Source organism: Marinovum algicola, assembly GCF_900109145.1.
Taxonomy (GTDB): domain Bacteria; phylum Pseudomonadota; class Alphaproteobacteria; order Rhodobacterales; family Rhodobacteraceae; genus Marinovum; species Marinovum algicola.
This window is the reverse complement of sequence record NZ_FNYY01000005.1, coordinates 227,228-243,407: the sequence shown is the minus strand read 5'-3', so window position 1 is coordinate 243,407 and position 16,180 is coordinate 227,228. Positions and strand designations below refer to the sequence as shown.

Genomic DNA, 16,180 nt, shown 5'->3' with positions numbered 1-16,180 from the left:
CAGACAAGCCGGGCCGACGGCGGCCTGCGGCCTTGTTCCGGGCCCGGGCCGTGGCCGAGCCGGCCGCTACTCCGCCGCCTCGGCATATTCCTCCATCGGCGGGCAGATACACACCAGGTTGCGGTCGCCAAAGACGTTGTCGACGCGGTTCACCGGCGGCCAGTACTTGTCCACCCGGAAGGCGCCGGGTGGAAAACACCCCTGCTCGCGGCTGTAGGGGCGGTCCCACTCGCGCACCAGGTCTTCCATCGTATGCGGCGCGTTCTTCAGCGGGTTGTTGGCGCGGTCCATCCGGCCCTCCTCGATCTCGCGGATCTCTTCGCGGATCGCCAGCATCGCATCGCAGAACCGGTCCAGCTCGGCCTTGGTCTCGCTCTCGGTCGGTTCCACCATCAATGTCCCGGCCACCGGCCAGGACATGGTCGGCGCGTGAAAACCGCAATCTGCCAGCCGCTTGGCGATGTCGTCGACCGTGACATCCGCGCTCTCGGCAAAGGGCCGGGTGTCGATGATGCATTCATGCGCCACCCAGTCGCCGCGCCCGCGATAGAGGATGTCATAGGCCCCTTCCAGCCGCTTGGCGATGTAATTGGCGTTCAGGATCGCCACCCGCGTCGCCTGGGTCAGCCCCTCGCCGCCCATCATCAGGATGTACGCCCAGGAGATCGGCAGGATCGAGGGCGAACCATAAGGCGCGGCGCTCACCGGCCCCTCTTCGCCGCCCACCTCCGGGTGTCCCGGCAGATGCGGCACCAGATGCGCCTTGACGCCGATCGGCCCCATGCCGGGGCCGCCGCCGCCATGCGGGATGCAGAAGGTCTTGTGCAGGTTCAGGTGGCTGACATCGCCGCCCAGATCGCCGGGCCGTGACAGCCCCACCATGGCGTTGAGGTTGGCGCCATCGATATAGACCTGACCGCCGTGCTCATGGGTGATCTTGCAGACGTCCTGCACGGTTTCCTCGAATACCCCGTGGGTCGAGGGATAGGTGATCATGCAACCGGCCAGCGCCTCGGCATGTTTCTCCGCCTTGGCGCGGAAATCCTGGAGATCGATATCGCCGTTCCTGGCCGATTTCACCGGCACCACCTTCCAGCCGACCATCTGCGCGCTGGCCGGGTTGGTGCCATGCGCCGACATCGGGATCAGGCAGACATTGCGGTGCCCCTCGCCATTGGCGCGGTGGAAGGCCGCAATCGTCAACAGCCCGGCATATTCGCCCTGCGCGCCGGAATTGGGCTGCATCGAGAAATCGTCGTAACCGGTAATGGCACAGAGCTTTTGGCTCAGGTCACTCACCAGATGCGTATAGCCCAGCGCCTGATTGGCCGGCGCAAAGGGATGCAACGAGGAAAACTCGCGCCAGCTCACCGGCATCATCTCGGCCGCCGAATTGAGCTTCATTGTGCAGGACCCCAGCGGGATCATTGCCCGGTCCAGTGCCAGGTCACGGTCGGCCAGCCGCCGCATGTAGCGCATCATCTCGGTCTCGGCCCGGTTCATGTGAAAGATCGGGTGGGTGAGATAATCCGAACTCCGAAGCATGTCCTCGGGCATCTTGTAGACCGGGGTGTAGTCGTCGTCCTTGCGGGTAATGCCGAAGGCGCGCCAGACCGCTTCGATGTTCGACGGCCGGGTGCATTCGTCGAGCGTGATGCCGACCCGGTATTCGCCGACGCGGCGCAGGTTCACGCCCTCGTCGCGGGCCGATTTCAGCACCGCCGATTGCAGCGTGCGCACATCGACGGTGATGGTGTCGAAATAGGCCTGCGGATCCACCTTGAAGCCGGCTTCCTCGAGCCCGCGCGCCAGCCGAACGGTCTTGCGGTGAATGCGCTGGGCAATCGCCTTGAGCCCCTCGGGCCCGTGAAACACCGCATACATGCCGGCCATGACCGCCAGCAGCGCCTGCGCCGTGCAGACGTTCGAGGTGGCCTTCTCGCGGCGGATATGCTGCTCGCGGGTTTGCAGCGAGAGCCGATAGGCGCGGTTGCCATGGCTGTCCACCGAGACGCCGACAATCCGCCCCGGCATGGCGCGTTTATAGGCGTCGCGACAGGCCATATAGGCGGCATGCGGCCCGCCATAGCCCATCGGCACACCAAAGCGCTGGGTCGAGCCGACGGCGATATCGGCGCCCATCGCGCCCGGCTCTTTCAGGACCGTCAGCGCCAGCGGATCGGCGGCGACGATACCCACCGCATTGGCGGCGTGCAGCGCCTCCATCTGTTCGGTGAAATCGCGCACATGGCCATAGGTGCCCGGATATTGGAAGATCGCGCCGAAGACCGCCTCGGGGTCGAGCTTCTCGGGGTTGCCGACAATCACCTCGATGCCCAGCGGCTCGGCACGGGTCTTCATCACGGCGATGTTCTGCGGATGGCAGTCGCGGTCGACAAAGAAACCCTTGGCCTTGGATTTCGCCACCCGCTGCGCCATGGTCATCGCCTCGGCGCAGGCGGTGGATTCATCGAGCAGCGAGGCATTGGCCACCTCCAGCCCGGTGAGATCGCTCACCATGGTCTGGAAATTCAGCAGCGCTTCGAGCCGACCCTGGCTGATTTCCGGCTGATAGGGCGTATAGGCGGTGTACCAGGCCGGGTTTTCCAGGATGTTGCGCTGGATCGCCGGCGGCGTCACCGTGCCGTGGTAGCCTTGGCCGATCATCGAGGTCAGCACCCGGTTCTTGGCCGCAACCTCGCGCATGTAGCGCAGCAGCTCGCGTTCCGACTTGGGCTTGCCAAAATTCAGCGGCGTCTCCTGACGGATCGCCTTCGGCACCGTCTCGTCGATCAGCGCGTCCAGGTCCGCCACCCCCAGCACCTCGCACATATCGGCCATTTCGGACGGCGAAGGCCCGATATGCCGCCGGTTGGCGAAATCATAAGGCAGATAATCGGTCGGTGTGAAAGTCATGCGAAGCCCCCTGCTTCATCTTGCCAAGAAATTGCCCGCCGAGGGCTGCGGCCCTTGCCCGCAACAACCGCAGCCACTCGGGCGGAAAAGCCTATCCGATAAAGGACTTGTAGGCCGCTTCATCCATATAATCGTCCATCTGGCCAAGCTCTTCGGCCTTGATCTTGAAGAACCAGGCGTCGCCCTCGGGATCGTCATTCACCTTGCCCGGCTCGCTGACGATGGCCTCGTTGACCTCGACGATCTCGCCGTCGATCGGGGCGAGGATGTCGCTGGCCGCCTTGACGCTCTCGATCACCACGATCTCGTCGTCCTTGTTGACCGATGTGCCGACCTCGGGCAGTTCGACAAAGACCACGTCGCCCAGCTGTTCGGCGGCATGCGCGGTGATGCCCACGGTTACCACGCCGTCGTCATCGGCCTCGAGCCATTCATGTTCTTCGGTGTATTTCATGGTCGTCTCCTGTTGGACCTATCTCTTGAAACCTTGCGCCACGAAGGGCAGCTTCGCCACCTTGACCGGCAGCCGCTTGCCGCGCACCTCGCCATAAAGCAGCGTGCCCTCGGCGGCGAGCGCTGTCGAGACATAGCCCATCGCCACCGGCCCGCCCACCGTCGGGCCAAAGCCGCCGGATGTCACCCGACCGACCGCCTCGCCACCGCTTTCCGCGGCAAATATCTCCACACCCTCGCGCATCGGCGCGCGGCCCTCGGGCCGCAGACCGACCCGGCGCTGCGCGGTGCTTTCGGCCAGATCGCCGAATATCTCGGCGGCACCGGGAAAGCCGCCTTCGCGGTCGCCACCGGGGCGGCGCACCTTCTGCATCGCCCAGACCAGCCCGGCCGAGACCGGCGTGGTGTCGGCGTCGATGTCATGGCCATAGAGGCACAGCCCGGCCTCGAGCCGCAGGCTGTCGCGGGCGCCCAGCCCGATCGCCTCCACCTCGTCATGCGCCAGCAGGGCGCGGGCCAGATCGACCGCCGCCGCCTCCGGCACCGAGATCTCGAAGCCGTCCTCGCCGGTATAGCCCGACCGCGAGATCCAGCATTCCGCGCCGGCGATCGGCAGCGTTTCGACATCCATGAACTTCATCTCGCGCACGCCCGGATGATGTTCGGCCAGCACCGCCTCGGCCGCCGGCCCCTGCAAGGCCAGCAGCGCGCGGGTGGTGATCTCCTTGACCGTCACCTCGGGCTCGAGCGCCGCGCGCATCCGCGCGATATCGGCTGCCTTGCAGGCGGCATTCACCACGACAAACAGGTGGTCGCCGCGGTTGGCGATCATCAGGTCGTCTTCGATCCCGCCGTAATCATTGGTGAAAAACCCATAGCGCTGCCGGCCCTCGGCCAGCCCCAGCACATCCACCGGCACCAGCCGTTCCAGCGCGGCGCGGGCCATCTCGGGCGTCTTGGCGCGCAGCACCACCTGCCCCATGTGGCTCACATCGAACAGCCCGGCGCGGGCACGGGTGTGCTGATGCTCCTTCAGCACGCCCAGCGGATATTGCACCGGCATCTCATAGCCGGCAAACGGCACCATCTTGGCGCCGAGGCTCACATGCAGATCATATAGCGGCGTGCGCTTCAGCGCCCCATCCTCGTCAGACACTCATCCATCTCCCGTTGCGGGCCGGAGTGTCCTTGCTCGGATACATCCCGGCATCCCCATGAACCGACCCAACAGGTCAGCCCGGCGATGCCCCATCTGTCCTTCTGCCTGAGATCGTTATCCCTTCGGCGCCCCGGACATGGCCGGGATCTCTCCAGATTTTTGCGACATCGACGGTCCTCGGGGCCTGAGAGTTTCCGGGGCGGTTGCTCCTTCGGCACCGGCATGGCCGGTTCTCCCGTCGAGTCGCGGGGACTTTATGCGAAGGGCCAAGCAATTGACAATGGTAAAAATTTCAAGCGCGCGATGGCGATGTCGGCGCAATCATGTCCATCAATGGCCTGCTGTCGCCGACCAGCATGTCCAGCATGACCCCGTCAAGCTGTTCGAAAAACGCGGTATAGGCATCGTCCAGCGCAATTCGCAATTGACGGGCGGCAACCAAAGGGAAACTGGTGTCGGCCGCGGAAAAACTGTCGGACATCGGCACCGGTGCCTCGACCGCGCGAAACACTTCGCCAATACGGATGTCGGCGGGCGCGCGCGCCAGTTCCAGCCCGCCATTCCGGCCACGGTGCGTTTCAATAAAACCGAGCTGTCCCAATTGATTGACCACTTGGGCCACATGGTTTTCAGAGGAATTGCACTGCTTTGCTATTTCGGATTTTGTCACCAATCGGTCGGAATTGGAGGCGCAATACATCAATACACGTATAGCGATATAAGTACGCTTCGTAACACGCATAGATTTAATCCCCGATAACAATATGGCGCGACCCTGCCACAAAACTCGAAAGGAGAATTTGACATCCGTCACTGCGCGGGCACCTTTATGGCATGAACGATCCATTTTTTTTCGGATACGGGTCGCTGGTCAATACCGCGACTCACGACTTTCGACAGATCCGCCTCGCCCGGGCCCGCGGATGGCGCCGCGCGTGGCGGCACACCGATCTCAGACCGGTGTCGTTTCTCACCGCCGTGCCGGATAACGATTGCACCATCGACGGGGTGATCGCCGCCGTGCCGGGCGCCGACTGGCTCGCGCTCGACGAACGCGAACACGCCTATGACCGGATCGCGGCCAGCGCGCAGATCGACCATGACGCGCCGCATCCGCTCGATATCGCGATCTATGCCATACCGTCCGACCGTCATCGCCCGCCAAGCGACGCCAGCCCGATTCTGATGTCCTATCTGGAATGTGTGCTGCAAGGCTATCTGCATCGCTTCGGAGTTGAGGGTGTCACCGGCTTTGTCGCCACCACCGACGGCTGGGAGGCGCCGATCCTCGATGACCGCGCCATGCCGCGCTATCCGCGCCATCAGGTATTGGCCGCCGAAGAGCGCACGATGGTCCGCGATGTGCTCACCGATGCCGGGGCCCGTATCCTGATGAGCCTCGCATGATCTCGAAACTGCTGTACCTGGCCCAGCACATCTGGCGAACGCTCTGGGTTCGGGTGGTGCTGATCTCGGTCTTCTCGCTTCTGGCGCTGGCAATCGCGCCGCTGTTGACGCCCTTCATCCCGGAAAACATCCGGCTCCAGCTTGGCCGCGAGGCGGTGCTGCCGGTGCTGACGATCCTGGCCAGCGGCATGCTGGCGGTGACGACCTTTTCGCTCAACGTCATGGTCTCGGCCTATCGCGCCGCCTCGTCGATGGCGACGCCGCGCGCCTATCGCCTGCTGCTCGACGACACCATCACCCAATCGGTGCTGGCCACTTTTGTCGGCGGCTTCGTCTACAGCCTGAGCGCGGTGATCCTGTTTCACGCCAAGGTCTATTCCGAAGATGCCGCCGTGGTGGTCTTTGCCTTCACCATGGTGGTCGTCACGCTGATCGTGCTGGCGATCCTGCGCTGGATCGACCACCTGTCACATCTCGGCAGTATGGATCATACGCTGCAAATCATCGAGAAACGCGCCCGCGAGTCGATGCATGCCCGCGCCCGCCGCCCCTCGCTCGGCGCGCGCCGCATGCTCGACGACGACGTCGTGCCGGACACCGCCGGCAGCATCTGCTCGCGCAAGAGCGGCTATGTCCGCTTTATCGATGTCGCGCGGCTCAACGAACTGGCCGAGGACACCGACTCCCAGGTCTTTGTCACCAGCGTGCCGGGTGAATTCGTACTGCGCGGGTCTGTCATCGGCACGCTGTCGCGCAGCGACGCGGAACTGCGCTCACGTGCCGCCCGCGCCTTCGACATCGGCGACGTGCGCACCTTCGAGCAGGATCCGACGCTGGGGCTCACCATCCTCGCCGAAACCGGGCAGCGTGCGCTTTCGCCCGGGATCAACGATCCCGGCACCGCGATCGAGGTGCTCGGCCGGATCGAGCGGCTGCTCTGGGAGGAAGTCCCGAACGAGCCGCAATCCGAAACGGATTACACCCCGACCTTTGCCCGGGTCTCGCTGCCGGTGGTGCGGGCCCGTACCCTGCTCGATTGCGCCGTTCTGCCGATCTCGCGCGATGGCGCCGACAACCCCGACGTCACCCAGCGGATATACGAGCTGCTCAGCCGGATCTCGGCGCATCCGAATTCCGCCATGGCCAAGGCCGCCGCCGACATCCGGGATCAACTCGGAAGCCGCTAGCCGCGCGCCTGCCCCGCGCCGGTGGCGGCGCGCCAATGCTTGCGGCAGAGGCTCACATAGGTCTCGTTGCCGCCGATCTGGACCTGGGCCCCCTCGGTCAGCACCTTGCCCTGTTCGTTCTGCCGCACCACCATGGTGGCCTTCTTGCCGCAATGGCAGATGGTGCGCACCTCGCGCATCTCGTCGGCCAGCGCCAAAAGCGTGGCCGAGCCGGGAAAAAGCTGGCCCTGGAAATCCACCCGCAAGCCGTAGCACATCACTGGCACCTTGAGGTCATCCACCACATGCGCCAGCTGCCAGACCTGTGCCGGTTCGAGAAACTGTGCCTCGTCGAGAAAGATACAGGCCAGCGGCCCCTCGGCCAGACGCGCCTCGACATGCGCCAGCAGGTCCTCGCCCGGCGCATAGGTCACCGCGTCGCAGCCGATGCCGATGCGCGAGCCGATGCGCGCCGGGCCGGCGCGACTGTCAAGCTGCGCGGTCATCAGATAGATTTCCATGCCGCGTTCGCGATAGTTGTGCGCCGCCTGAAGCAGCAGGGTCGATTTCCCCGCGTTCATCGTGGAATAGTGAAAATAGAGCTTGGCCATGGCGCGATGCTATGCCGCGCCGCGGGGACGGAGGCAAGTGCCGGCCCCGCAGAAGCCACCGCGCAGACAAGCCGGGCGCCACCTCATCGGGCTGCCGGTTTCGCCGCCCGAACCGGCAGAGCTGTTGCGCTTTTCACATCGCCGGGGCTGCGCCTCCGGTTATGCGTGAAAGCCGATTGGGGTGTTTCATCGATGGCAAAAGCTGCTAAACCTCGTAATGGGAAAAAAGTCGGGGATTTCCCCGACTTCTGGGGCGAAGGCGGCAAAGCCAGGAGTGGGCATGGACAGTGTCGGAAGTTATCTCAAGAAGCACACCGAAGCGCTTGTAAAGGACGTGGGGATAGAACCCGCCTGCGAGGTGACCGGCAAGTCGAAGGCGACGCTGGGCCGTTATTATTCCGAGCACGAGGAACATTCCGACCGTTTCATGCCGGTCGACGCCGTGGCCGCGCTCGAGGCGGCCGCCTCCTATCCGCATGTCACCGCCGCCTTGTCAGAGCTGCGCGGCATCACCCTGTCGTTTGACAACCGCCGCGACAACGCCGAACGCAGCGGTGGCGTGAATGCCGACGTTGTGGCGCTGAGCCAGCGTTTTGCCATGCTGATGACCGAATATTCCCAGTCGATCGAAGACGGCATCATCACCGTCAACGAGGCCAAGCGCATGCTCAAGGAGACCATCGCCCTGCAACAGGTGCTGATCGACATGAAGCTGCACCTCGAGGATGGCTCGCTCTAGGCGGTCAGCCGCCCCCAGAGATCGTATTCGCCGGCCTCGTCGACCTCGACGGTGACGATATCGCCCGGCTTCAACGCCTCGGCCCCTTCGTCGATGAACAGGTTGCCGTCGATTTCCGGTGCGTCCGCCATGGTGCGGCAGGTGGCAATGCCGTCTTCGTCGAGGTCATCGACGATCACCGGCAGGGTCTTGCCCACCTTGGCGGCGAGCCGGGCCTCGGAGATTTCCTGCGCCTTCGCCATGAACCGGTCCCAACGTTCCTGCTTGACCTCGGGCGCCACATGATCTGGCAGATCGTTCGACCGCGCACCGGCAACATTCTCGTATTGGAAACAGCCGACCCGGTCGAGCTGCGCCTCGTCTAGCCAGTCGAGCAGATAGTCGAACTCGGCCTCGGTCTCGCCGGGGTAGCCCACGATGAAGGTCGACCGCAGGGTGATCTCGGGACAATCGGCCCGCCAGGCGGCGATCTCGTCCAGCGTCCGGGCCGAGGCGGCGGGCCGCGCCATGCGCTTCAACACCTCCGGGTGGCCATGCTGAAACGGGATGTCGAGATACGGCAGCACGCCGTTGGCCGGATCGGCCATCAACGGGATCAGCTCGCGCACATGCGGGTAAGGATAGACGTAATGCAGGCGCACCCAGGCGCCCAGGCTGCCGAGATCCCGCGCCAACGGCAGGATCGGCGCCTTGACCTCGCGGTCCTTCCAGTCGGTGCCAAAGGCCGAGGTGTCCTGAGAGATCACCAGCAGCTCCTTGACGCCGCTCTCGACCAGCTTCTCGGCCTCGCGCAGCACCGCGCGCGCCGGCCGCGACTGCAACCGCCCGCGCATGTCGGGAATGATGCAGAACTTGCACTTGTGATTGCAGCCCTCAGAAATCTTCAGATAGCTGTAATGTCGCGGCGTCAGCGTCACCCCCGAGGCCGGCAGCAGATCGACAAACGGATCGGGATCGGGCGGCACCGCCCCATGCACCGCATCCAGCACCTGTTCGTATTGATGCGGTCCGGTGACGGCCAGAACCTTGGGATGCACCCCGGTGATATACTCGGGCTCGGCCCCGAGACAGCCGGTGACGATCACTTTGCCGTTCTCCTGCAAGGCCTCGCCGATCGCCTCCAGGCTCTCGGCCTTGGCGCTGTCGAGAAAGCCGCAGGTGTTGACGATCACAGCATCTGCGCCGGCGTAATCCGGCGAGATGCCATACCCCTCGGCGCGCAGCCGCGTCAGGATGCGCTCGCTGTCAACCAGCGCCTTGGGGCAGCCGAGCGAGACCATGCCGATGGTCGGCCCGCCCCGGCGGGCCTGCGCCTCCGGCAGGGTCATATGGGCAAGATCGGGGCGGAGGTTGGGCGGATTGGATGTCATCCGCGCGCTATAGCCGAGCGCGGCGGCCGTGGGAAGAGGCGCTACTCGCCCTGCATCTCCAGGGTCAGCGCCTGCTGCGGCACCGGCAGATCATCGATCCTGAGCGGATAAGTGGGCTTTGACAAGCGGTTGCGCACCACCCAGATCAGCCGTTCCTGCGCCCGGGTGATCGCCACATAGGCCAGACGTTTCCACAGGGGCTGGCCGGCCTCGACCCGGCCCATCCGCGCGGCGACAAAAAGATCGGGGGCAAAGACCTGCACCGAATCCCATTGCGAGCCTTGCGCCTTGTGGATCGTCACCGCTGCTCCGTGCAGGAAGGTGGCGCCCATCCGCGCGGCAAAGGGGATAAAGGGCTCTTCCTCGTCGAGCATCTCGATCTTGACGATCGAGGCGGCCGAGACCCGCGGATCCTCGGCCCCCATCACGTGCAGGCGGGAAAATCCGGGCCGCTTGCCCTCGCCCAGAAAGATCACCTGTGCGCCCTTGATCAGCCCGCGCGCCTCGAGGTCGAGCCGCTTCTTGCGGTGTTTCAATGGCAGCTCGATACCGTCGCAGATCAACGGTTCGCCCTCGAGCAGCCGGTCCTCCGGCGCGTCATGCACCTTGCGAAAGGCGTTGATCAGTCGGATCCGCGTGGCATTGCGCCAGACCAGCACCGGTGAACGCGCCATCAGATCGACCTCGACCCGCTGGCCCCAGACCACCCGCTCGTCGGCTCGCGCCTTATCCTCCACCATCCGCTCAAAATCGTGGAATTCGAGCTGCGGATCAGCCAGCGCATGCGCCAGATCGAGAATCGGATTGTCCGCCTCCTGACGGTGAATGCGGCGCAGCGACAGAACTTCCGGTTCGGCCAGCTTGTCGAATACCATCGTGCCGGACTGGTTGACCGGCGCCAGCTGCGCCGGATCGCCGAACATGCAGAGCGTAGGAAAAATCTCGCGCAGATCCTCGTATTGCCGGTCGTCCAGCATCGAGGCCTCGTCAACGAAACCGATGTCGAGCGGCTCGTCCCGCCGCTTCCAGCCGGTGATGAAATCCGAGCCGCGCAGCCCGGCCGCCGCCAGCGCCCCGGGGATCGAATTGTTCGACTGATAGAAGGTATGGGCTCGGTCCAGTGCCGCCTCGGTCAGCCCCTCGATCTCGGGTCGCTCGCCCTGCCCGGCCAGCCATTCGGCAATGCGCTCGTACTCGGGGTCATAGACCGGGGTATAAAGGATGCGGTGGATCGTCGTCGCCGGCACGCCGCGCATCCTGAGCACGCTGGCCGCCTTGTTGGTCGGCGCCAGAATTGCCAGCGTGCGCCGGTCCTTCTTGCGCTTGCCCTCCCAGTCGCCCGAAACGATATCGACGCCGGCCTCTTTCAGCGCCTTGTAAAGCTCGGCCAGCAGCAAGGTCTTGCCCGAGCCGGCCTTGCCGATCACCGCCAGCACGCCGGATCGCCCCTCGCGCGGCGGCGCCACATGGCCCGCATCCAGATCCACACCCACCCCGCGCAGCGCGGCGCTGACGCGGTCAAAGGCTTCGGCCTGGTCTTCGGAAAATCTCAGCGCGGGCAAGGTCATGCGCGGACCCTACAAGCCCCGCCAAACAAGCACCAGAGCGATAGAGCCGCCGCTCCCCTGCTTCTTCCGCTCACAGCTACCTCGAAGGGCGACCGCGCGTCGGGGAGCAGCGTTCCCCAAGCGCTGCCCGCCTCAGGCGCTGACCGCCAGATGTGGCGGGCCGCCAAAGGCCCGGTCGAACCAATGCGCCGATTGCGCCGGCGAAAGTCCCGCGCTCGTCGCCACCTGCGCCCGCGCGGCTTCCGAGAATTCCCAGAGCCCGACGCTGACCCGCTTCCGACCGGTGCCGGCGCTGCCCAGCACCTCGGGCGAGGCGCCGATCCGGCGATAGATCCGCACCATGCGCGCATCGAACACCCCGACAAAATGGCGCAGGCCAAAGTTACGCATGATCTCGCCGCCTGCCAGCATCAGCGCGGCCGCCACTTGCCCGCCCGCACCTTGCGACAGGCAGAAGCGGGTGCATTCCCAGATCAGCGGACTCTCGATCCGCCCGCCGCCGGTCAGATGGGAAAAATGATCGTTCACCATGGTTCGACCGGTGGTTGGCAAAAACCGCATCGAGCCGCCATGGCCACCATCGGCCGACTGCCAGAGCACGTAAAGCGGATGCTCGCCATCATAGGCATCGCGCTCCTCTCCCTGGCTATCCACCGTCACATTCCAGCCCAGCCTCCGGCCGAATTGATCGGCCCGGTCGCGGAACATCTCGTGCTGCAAGGCAGGCTCGCGGGCCAGCTGGTCGGCATAAAGGTAACGGATCATCGCGCCTCTCCTCTCGTGTCTCGAGAGAAGGCTGCGATCTCTGCCGTTAAACCTGCCGGACCAGAGCGTTGCCCGGATTAACCCTCAGACAACGATCAACCCCCGACTGAGCGCGCGGGCCACCGCATGGGTGGTGTTCAGCGCCCCGAGCTTGAAGCGCGCGGATTCGATATAGACCCGCAGCGTGTGTTCGGAAATCTCCAGCGCTTTGGCCGCCTGCGCCCGGCTGTAGCCCACCGCCAGCAGGGTCATCGCATCCACCTCTCGCGGGCTCAGCGCATGTCCCTGTTCCGGCAGGCGCCCGGGTTCGAACTCGAGCGCCTTCTGGTTGAAGAAATGTGCCACCAGAATGAGATCGCGCCGCGAGGAGACGCAGAATTCCGCCCAGGCCTCGTCGTCGCAGCTGTGGCTTACGGTAAACAGCGCGAACTGCCCGTTGGGCCCCCGGATCGGGATCGAATATCCCTGGTTTCCGACGCCGTAAGCAATCGCTTCCTTCTGGAAGGCCCGCGCGGCCTTGGATGACCAGTCGAGCTGTTTCCAGTCTACCGGGTGGAACCGCTGAAAACAGCCCAGCACCACCGGATCGATCCGCAGATAGCCCTGATCGAGGTAACGTTGGACCCAGGCCGGATCATAGGTGCCGCAGCCGTATTGGTCGCCGTTGCCGTTGACCCAGTGATAAACCAGATGATTGACGCCGAATGCGTCGCGCAGCTCGGTGATGAAATCCTGTAACGCCTCAAGCGCGTCGGATTGCTCCAATCGCCTGAGCACCATGTCCAGTTTCGGCTGTGCCGCCTCGAACCCCAATGCCCGTCCCCTCCGTGCACGACGCCTGCTCGGCCATCGCAACGATGCGCGCATCGTCGAGCTGTTCGGCCAGGGCCGGCAGCCCGTTGGACAGGGCGAAGGTTTTGAGGTCGGCCAGTACGTCGAGTATCCAGTCGTGTTGCATTGTTAACTCTCATTTCGATTGGTTAACGAAGGATTAAAGCAACTCTACCACGACGCGACTTTCCAGGAAATTCACGCATTTCAACTCCCCCAAAACAGCGAGGCGGAAAATGCGAAGCATTTGAAACAAGACATGCGAGCCTCCAAACGCACTGCGGCCCGCGGCGCCCTCTGGGGGCAGCGCGGGCCGCAGCCTGGGGTTTCGGCGGGCCTCAGCCCTTCGGGCCGGCCTCCAGCGCGTCCTCGAAGGTGCGCAACCCGGTCCGGGGCGCCTGCACCAGCACCGACATATTGCCCGGCTTGTGCTCGTTGCGCCGCATCTTCATATGCGCCGCCGGCAGGTCGTTCCATTCGAAGACTTCCGACATGCAGGGATCGAGCCGCCGCTCGAGCATCAGCTTGTTGGCTGCCGCCGCCTGTTTCAGATGGGCAAAATGCGAACCCTGAAGCCGTTTCTGGTGCATCCACATGTAACGCACATCAAAGGTCAGGTTGAAACCTGTCGTGCCGGCGCAGATCACCACCATGCCGCCCTTTTTCACCACGAAGGTCGAGACCGGAAAGGTCGCCTCGCCGGGGTGTTCAAAGACCATGTCGACGTTCACGCCCTTGCCGGTGATGTCCCAGATCGCCTTGCCGAACTTGCGCGCTTCCTTGAACCACTCGGCATATTCCGGCGTGTTCACCGTGGGCAGCTGGCCCCAGCAATTGAAATCCTTGCGGTTGAGCACGCCCTTGGCGCCGAGGCTCATGACGAAATCGCGCTTGCTCTCGTCCGAGATCACGCCGATGGCATTGGCGCCGGCGGTATTGATCAACTGGATCGCATAAGAGCCGAGGCCGCCCGAGGCGCCCCAGACCAGCACGTTCTGGCCCGGCTTGAGGTCATGCGGCTCGTGGCCGAAGAGCATCCGGTAGGCAGTGGCCAGCGTCAGCGTGTAACAGGCCGCCTCTTCCCAGGTCAGATGCTTGGGCCGCGGCATCAGCTGCTGCGCCTGCACGTTGGTGAACTGGGCAAAGGAGCCATCCGGCGTCTCGTAGCCCCAGATCCGCTGGCTGGAGGAATACATCGGGTCGCCGCCGTTGCATTCCTCGTCGTCACCGTCGTCCTGGTTGCAGTGGATCACCACCTCGTCGCCGACCTTCCAGCGCTTGACCTTGTCACCCACTGCCCAGACGATGCCCGAGGCATCCGAGCCGGCGATGTGATACGGTGCCTTGTGGCCGTCGAACGGGCTGATCGGCTGGCCGAGCGAGGCCCAGACGCCATTATAGTTCACGCCCGCCGCCATCACGAGAACCAGCACTTCGTTGCTGTCTAGCTGCGGCACGTCGACGACTTCGAGCTGCATCGCCGTGTCCGGCTCGCCGTGGCGTTCCTTGCGGATCGCCCAAGCGTACATCTGCTTGGGCACAAAGCCCAGCGGGGGCATTTCGCCCAGTTCATACAGGTCCTTTTCAGGCGCCTCATAGGCGGCAATGCCGCCGTGCGTGTCCAGTGCCATAGGGGCCTCCTTGGTCAAATCGTGCCGCAACGCAGAATCGCGGGCTGTTTGTATGAAATACGCACGGCTGCGCAACATTGCAACACACAATGTCGCAGTTTTGTAATTTTATAACCGAGCCGATGCAGAAATTTACTGTGCAGCCGCAGAACCCGACAGTTCCAGATGGGCGATGGAATTGGCGTAGAAATGCACCGCATCGGCCTGTTCGGGCAGCATCTGATAGCCCTCGGGCGTTTCGCGGATGAGCTTGCGGGTAAGCATGCCGGCGATCCCGGCCTGCACCAGATCGCCCGTGTCCCTTGGCGCGATGCCTTCGGCGGCGGCGGTGATTTCGGCCATGCTGCGCGCCCTGCCGTCACGCAGCACCTGCGCCACCAGCGGCACCGGCAGCACCGGCATTGCTTCCGCGATCCGGCCCATCAGAAGCGCCGCCAGCGCTTCCGGCCTGCGGCCCCGCTCGCGCACGAAATCGCGCAGGCCCAGCGGCGGGCCAAAGCTCACTGCGGCGCAGCCGAACCGGCGAAAACGGCCGGTGATGCGCAGCCAGACATGCCGGCCGAGAAAGGCCAGGGCCTCGCCCAGCTTGCCGCGAAAGCGCCGCTCACCGGACTGGCCGGCGGCGATCAGCACCCGGTCCTCGAGCACCCGGTCATAATTCAGCGCCACCGGCACAAAGACCACGTCGCGCCCCTCGGCATCCCAGCCATCGACGATGTATTTCAACAACCCCACCCGGGGCGGCGCCAGCGCGCCATCGAGGCTCAGCCCGCCCTCGGGGAACATTGCCTGATTGATGCCGCCCGCCGTCGCCATCGCCACGTAACGCGCCAGCACCCGGCGATAGAGATCGTCGCGCGACTTGCGCCGGATGAAATAGGCCCCCATCGACCGGATCAGCCCCGAGAGCGGCCAGACCCGCGCCCATTCGCCCACCGCATAGGCCAGAGCCGAACTTTCCGCCGCCAGGTAGGTGACCAGCACGTAATCCATGTTGGAGCGGTGATTGATCACGTAGACCACTGTCGCCTGTGGATCGATCTCGGCCAGCGCCCCCCTGTCGGCGCGGTTCAGCCGCACTTCGTAGAGCGAGCGCGACAACCAGCGCGCGGCCCGGATGGCAAATCCGAAATAGGCGGTGGCCGAAAACGACGGCACGATTTCGCGGGCATAGTCGCGCGCCTTTTCGAAGGCCACGTCTTCGCGCACCCCCTGTTCACGGGCATAGTCGACGATCGCCTCGGTCACCTGGGGGTCATAGACCAGCCGCTGGATCATGTCGGTCCGCCGCGCCAGCTTGAACGGATGGATCGGCCGTTCCAGCCGCTCGTTGATGCGGGTGACGACCCGTTCCATCCTGCGGCGCAGAAACCAGCGCACCGAAGGAAAGAGAAAATGCGAGGCGAAGGTGATCGTTGCGAAGGCAAGGATCAGCAAAAACAGCCATATCGGGATTTGGACAGTGCCTGACATGGCGCGACATTTGCATTTTGCTGCATTTGCGTAAACATAAGTCGCACGCCGCAACGCAGCGAATTGACAGCGCCATATTCTTTCGCTTATC

Annotated in this window: 15 protein-coding genes and 1 riboswitch; of the genes, 3 read left to right on the top strand and 12 right to left on the bottom strand. The window is 64.3% G+C overall.

Annotated elements, in window-relative coordinates:
* Window positions 1-66: 66 nt before the first annotated feature.
* The 4 genes from gcvP to BMW90_RS09790 form a co-directional block, all read right to left on the bottom strand.
* Window positions 67-2,916, bottom strand: a complete 2,850-nt coding sequence (gene gcvP / locus BMW90_RS09805; protein WP_074836382.1) for an aminomethyl-transferring glycine dehydrogenase — start codon at window positions 2,914-2,916, stop codon at window positions 67-69.
* 91 nt (window positions 2,917-3,007) lie between these two features.
* Window positions 3,008-3,370 carry a glycine cleavage system protein GcvH gene (gene gcvH / locus BMW90_RS09800; protein WP_074836380.1) on the bottom strand — a complete coding sequence of 121 codons (363 nt, stop codon included), beginning with the start codon at window positions 3,368-3,370 and terminating at the stop codon, window positions 3,008-3,010.
* Between the two features lie 18 nt (window positions 3,371-3,388).
* Window positions 3,389-4,525 carry a glycine cleavage system aminomethyltransferase GcvT gene (gene gcvT / locus BMW90_RS09795; protein ID WP_074836378.1) on the bottom strand — a complete coding sequence of 379 codons (1,137 nt, stop codon included), beginning with the start codon at window positions 4,523-4,525 and terminating at the stop codon, window positions 3,389-3,391.
* Window positions 4,526-4,689: 164 nt separating this feature from the next.
* A riboswitch (glycine riboswitch) is annotated at window positions 4,690-4,776 on the bottom strand.
* Between the two features lie 44 nt (window positions 4,777-4,820).
* The gene (locus BMW90_RS09790; protein ID WP_074836376.1) at window positions 4,821-5,270 is read right to left on the bottom strand and encodes an RrF2 family transcriptional regulator; all 450 of its coding nucleotides are present in this window, start codon (window positions 5,268-5,270) and stop codon (window positions 4,821-4,823) included.
* Window positions 5,271-5,362: 92 nt separating this feature from the next.
* Between BMW90_RS09790 and BMW90_RS09785 the strand changes: the two genes are divergently transcribed.
* Both BMW90_RS09785 and BMW90_RS09780 read left to right on the top strand, forming a co-directional pair.
* Window positions 5,363-5,935, top strand: coding sequence for a gamma-glutamylcyclotransferase (locus BMW90_RS09785; protein ID WP_074836374.1), 573 nt, complete (start codon window positions 5,363-5,365; stop codon window positions 5,933-5,935).
* Window positions 5,932-7,122: a DUF2254 domain-containing protein gene (locus BMW90_RS09780; protein WP_074836372.1), complete on the top strand. Its 1,191-nt coding sequence runs from the start codon at window positions 5,932-5,934 to the stop codon at window positions 7,120-7,122. Before BMW90_RS09785 ends, BMW90_RS09780 begins: the two co-directional genes overlap by 4 nt.
* On the opposite strand, the gene BMW90_RS09775 is transcribed toward BMW90_RS09780, so the two are convergent.
* Complete coding sequence (locus tag BMW90_RS09775; RefSeq protein WP_074836370.1) at window positions 7,119-7,712, bottom strand: thymidine kinase; 594 nt, start codon at window positions 7,710-7,712, stop codon at window positions 7,119-7,121. The two genes, BMW90_RS09780 and BMW90_RS09775, sit on opposite strands and share 4 nt — an antisense overlap.
* 280 nt (window positions 7,713-7,992) lie before the next feature.
* On the opposite strand from BMW90_RS09775, the gene BMW90_RS09770 reads away from it, so the two are divergent.
* Window positions 7,993-8,451, top strand: a complete 459-nt coding sequence (locus tag BMW90_RS09770) for a hypothetical protein (protein WP_048532651.1) — start codon at window positions 7,993-7,995, stop codon at window positions 8,449-8,451.
* On the opposite strand, the gene rimO is transcribed toward BMW90_RS09770, so the two are convergent.
* The 7 genes from rimO to BMW90_RS09735 form a co-directional block, all read right to left on the bottom strand.
* Window positions 8,448-9,821, bottom strand: a complete 1,374-nt coding sequence (rimO, locus tag BMW90_RS09765; protein WP_048532652.1) for a 30S ribosomal protein S12 methylthiotransferase RimO — start codon at window positions 9,819-9,821, stop codon at window positions 8,448-8,450. The two genes, BMW90_RS09770 and rimO, sit on opposite strands and share 4 nt — an antisense overlap.
* A gap of 41 nt (window positions 9,822-9,862) precedes the next feature.
* On the bottom strand, window positions 9,863-11,389 hold the full coding sequence (locus tag BMW90_RS09760; protein WP_074836368.1) for an ATP-dependent DNA helicase: 1,527 nt from the start codon (window positions 11,387-11,389) through the stop codon (window positions 9,863-9,865).
* A gap of 132 nt (window positions 11,390-11,521) precedes the next feature.
* Window positions 11,522-12,154 (bottom strand): acyl-homoserine-lactone synthase, encoded by a 633-nt coding sequence (locus BMW90_RS09755; RefSeq protein ID WP_074836366.1) that lies wholly within the window; start codon window positions 12,152-12,154, stop codon window positions 11,522-11,524.
* Window positions 12,155-12,238: 84 nt separating this feature from the next.
* On the bottom strand, window positions 12,239-12,934 hold the full coding sequence (locus tag BMW90_RS09750; RefSeq protein ID WP_048532655.1) for a helix-turn-helix transcriptional regulator: 696 nt from the start codon (window positions 12,932-12,934) through the stop codon (window positions 12,239-12,241).
* On the bottom strand, window positions 12,897-13,112 hold the full coding sequence (locus tag BMW90_RS26990) for a hypothetical protein (protein WP_048532656.1): 216 nt from the start codon (window positions 13,110-13,112) through the stop codon (window positions 12,897-12,899). The genes BMW90_RS09750 and BMW90_RS26990 overlap by 38 nt, the downstream gene beginning before the upstream one ends.
* Window positions 13,113-13,323: 211 nt before the next feature.
* Window positions 13,324-14,616: a crotonyl-CoA carboxylase/reductase gene (gene ccrA / locus BMW90_RS09740; RefSeq protein ID WP_074836364.1), complete on the bottom strand. Its 1,293-nt coding sequence runs from the start codon at window positions 14,614-14,616 to the stop codon at window positions 13,324-13,326.
* A 132-nt stretch (window positions 14,617-14,748) separates the two neighbouring features.
* On the bottom strand, window positions 14,749-16,089 hold the full coding sequence (locus tag BMW90_RS09735; RefSeq protein ID WP_074836362.1) for a 1-acyl-sn-glycerol-3-phosphate acyltransferase: 1,341 nt from the start codon (window positions 16,087-16,089) through the stop codon (window positions 14,749-14,751).
* Window positions 16,090-16,180 lie beyond the last annotated feature (91 nt).

Coding starts and splice junctions, on each gene's coding strand:
- BMW90_RS09770 (WP_048532651.1), top strand. CDS start 7,993: ATGGACAGTGTCGGAAGTTATCTCAAGAAGCACACCGAAGCGCTTGTA.
- rimO (WP_048532652.1), bottom strand. CDS start 9,821: ATGACATCCAATCCGCCCAACCTCCGCCCCGATCTTGCCCATATGACC.
- gcvH (WP_074836380.1), bottom strand. CDS start 3,370: ATGAAATACACCGAAGAACATGAATGGCTCGAGGCCGATGACGACGGC.
- BMW90_RS09790 (WP_074836376.1), bottom strand. CDS start 5,270: ATGCGTGTTACGAAGCGTACTTATATCGCTATACGTGTATTGATGTAT.
- BMW90_RS09750 (WP_048532655.1), bottom strand. CDS start 12,934: ATGGTGCTCAGGCGATTGGAGCAATCCGACGCGCTTGAGGCGTTACAG.
- gcvP (WP_074836382.1), bottom strand. CDS start 2,916: ATGACTTTCACACCGACCGATTATCTGCCTTATGATTTCGCCAACCGG.
- BMW90_RS09785 (WP_074836374.1), top strand. CDS start 5,363: ATGAACGATCCATTTTTTTTCGGATACGGGTCGCTGGTCAATACCGCG.
- ccrA (WP_074836364.1), bottom strand. CDS start 14,616: ATGGCACTGGACACGCACGGCGGCATTGCCGCCTATGAGGCGCCTGAA.
- BMW90_RS09760 (WP_074836368.1), bottom strand. CDS start 11,389: ATGACCTTGCCCGCGCTGAGATTTTCCGAAGACCAGGCCGAAGCCTTT.
- BMW90_RS09735 (WP_074836362.1), bottom strand. CDS start 16,089: ATGTCAGGCACTGTCCAAATCCCGATATGGCTGTTTTTGCTGATCCTT.
- BMW90_RS09755 (WP_074836366.1), bottom strand. CDS start 12,154: ATGATCCGTTACCTTTATGCCGACCAGCTGGCCCGCGAGCCTGCCTTG.
- BMW90_RS09775 (WP_074836370.1), bottom strand. CDS start 7,712: ATGGCCAAGCTCTATTTTCACTATTCCACGATGAACGCGGGGAAATCG.
- BMW90_RS09780 (WP_074836372.1), top strand. CDS start 5,932: ATGATCTCGAAACTGCTGTACCTGGCCCAGCACATCTGGCGAACGCTC.
- BMW90_RS26990 (WP_048532656.1), bottom strand. CDS start 13,112: ATGCAACACGACTGGATACTCGACGTACTGGCCGACCTCAAAACCTTC.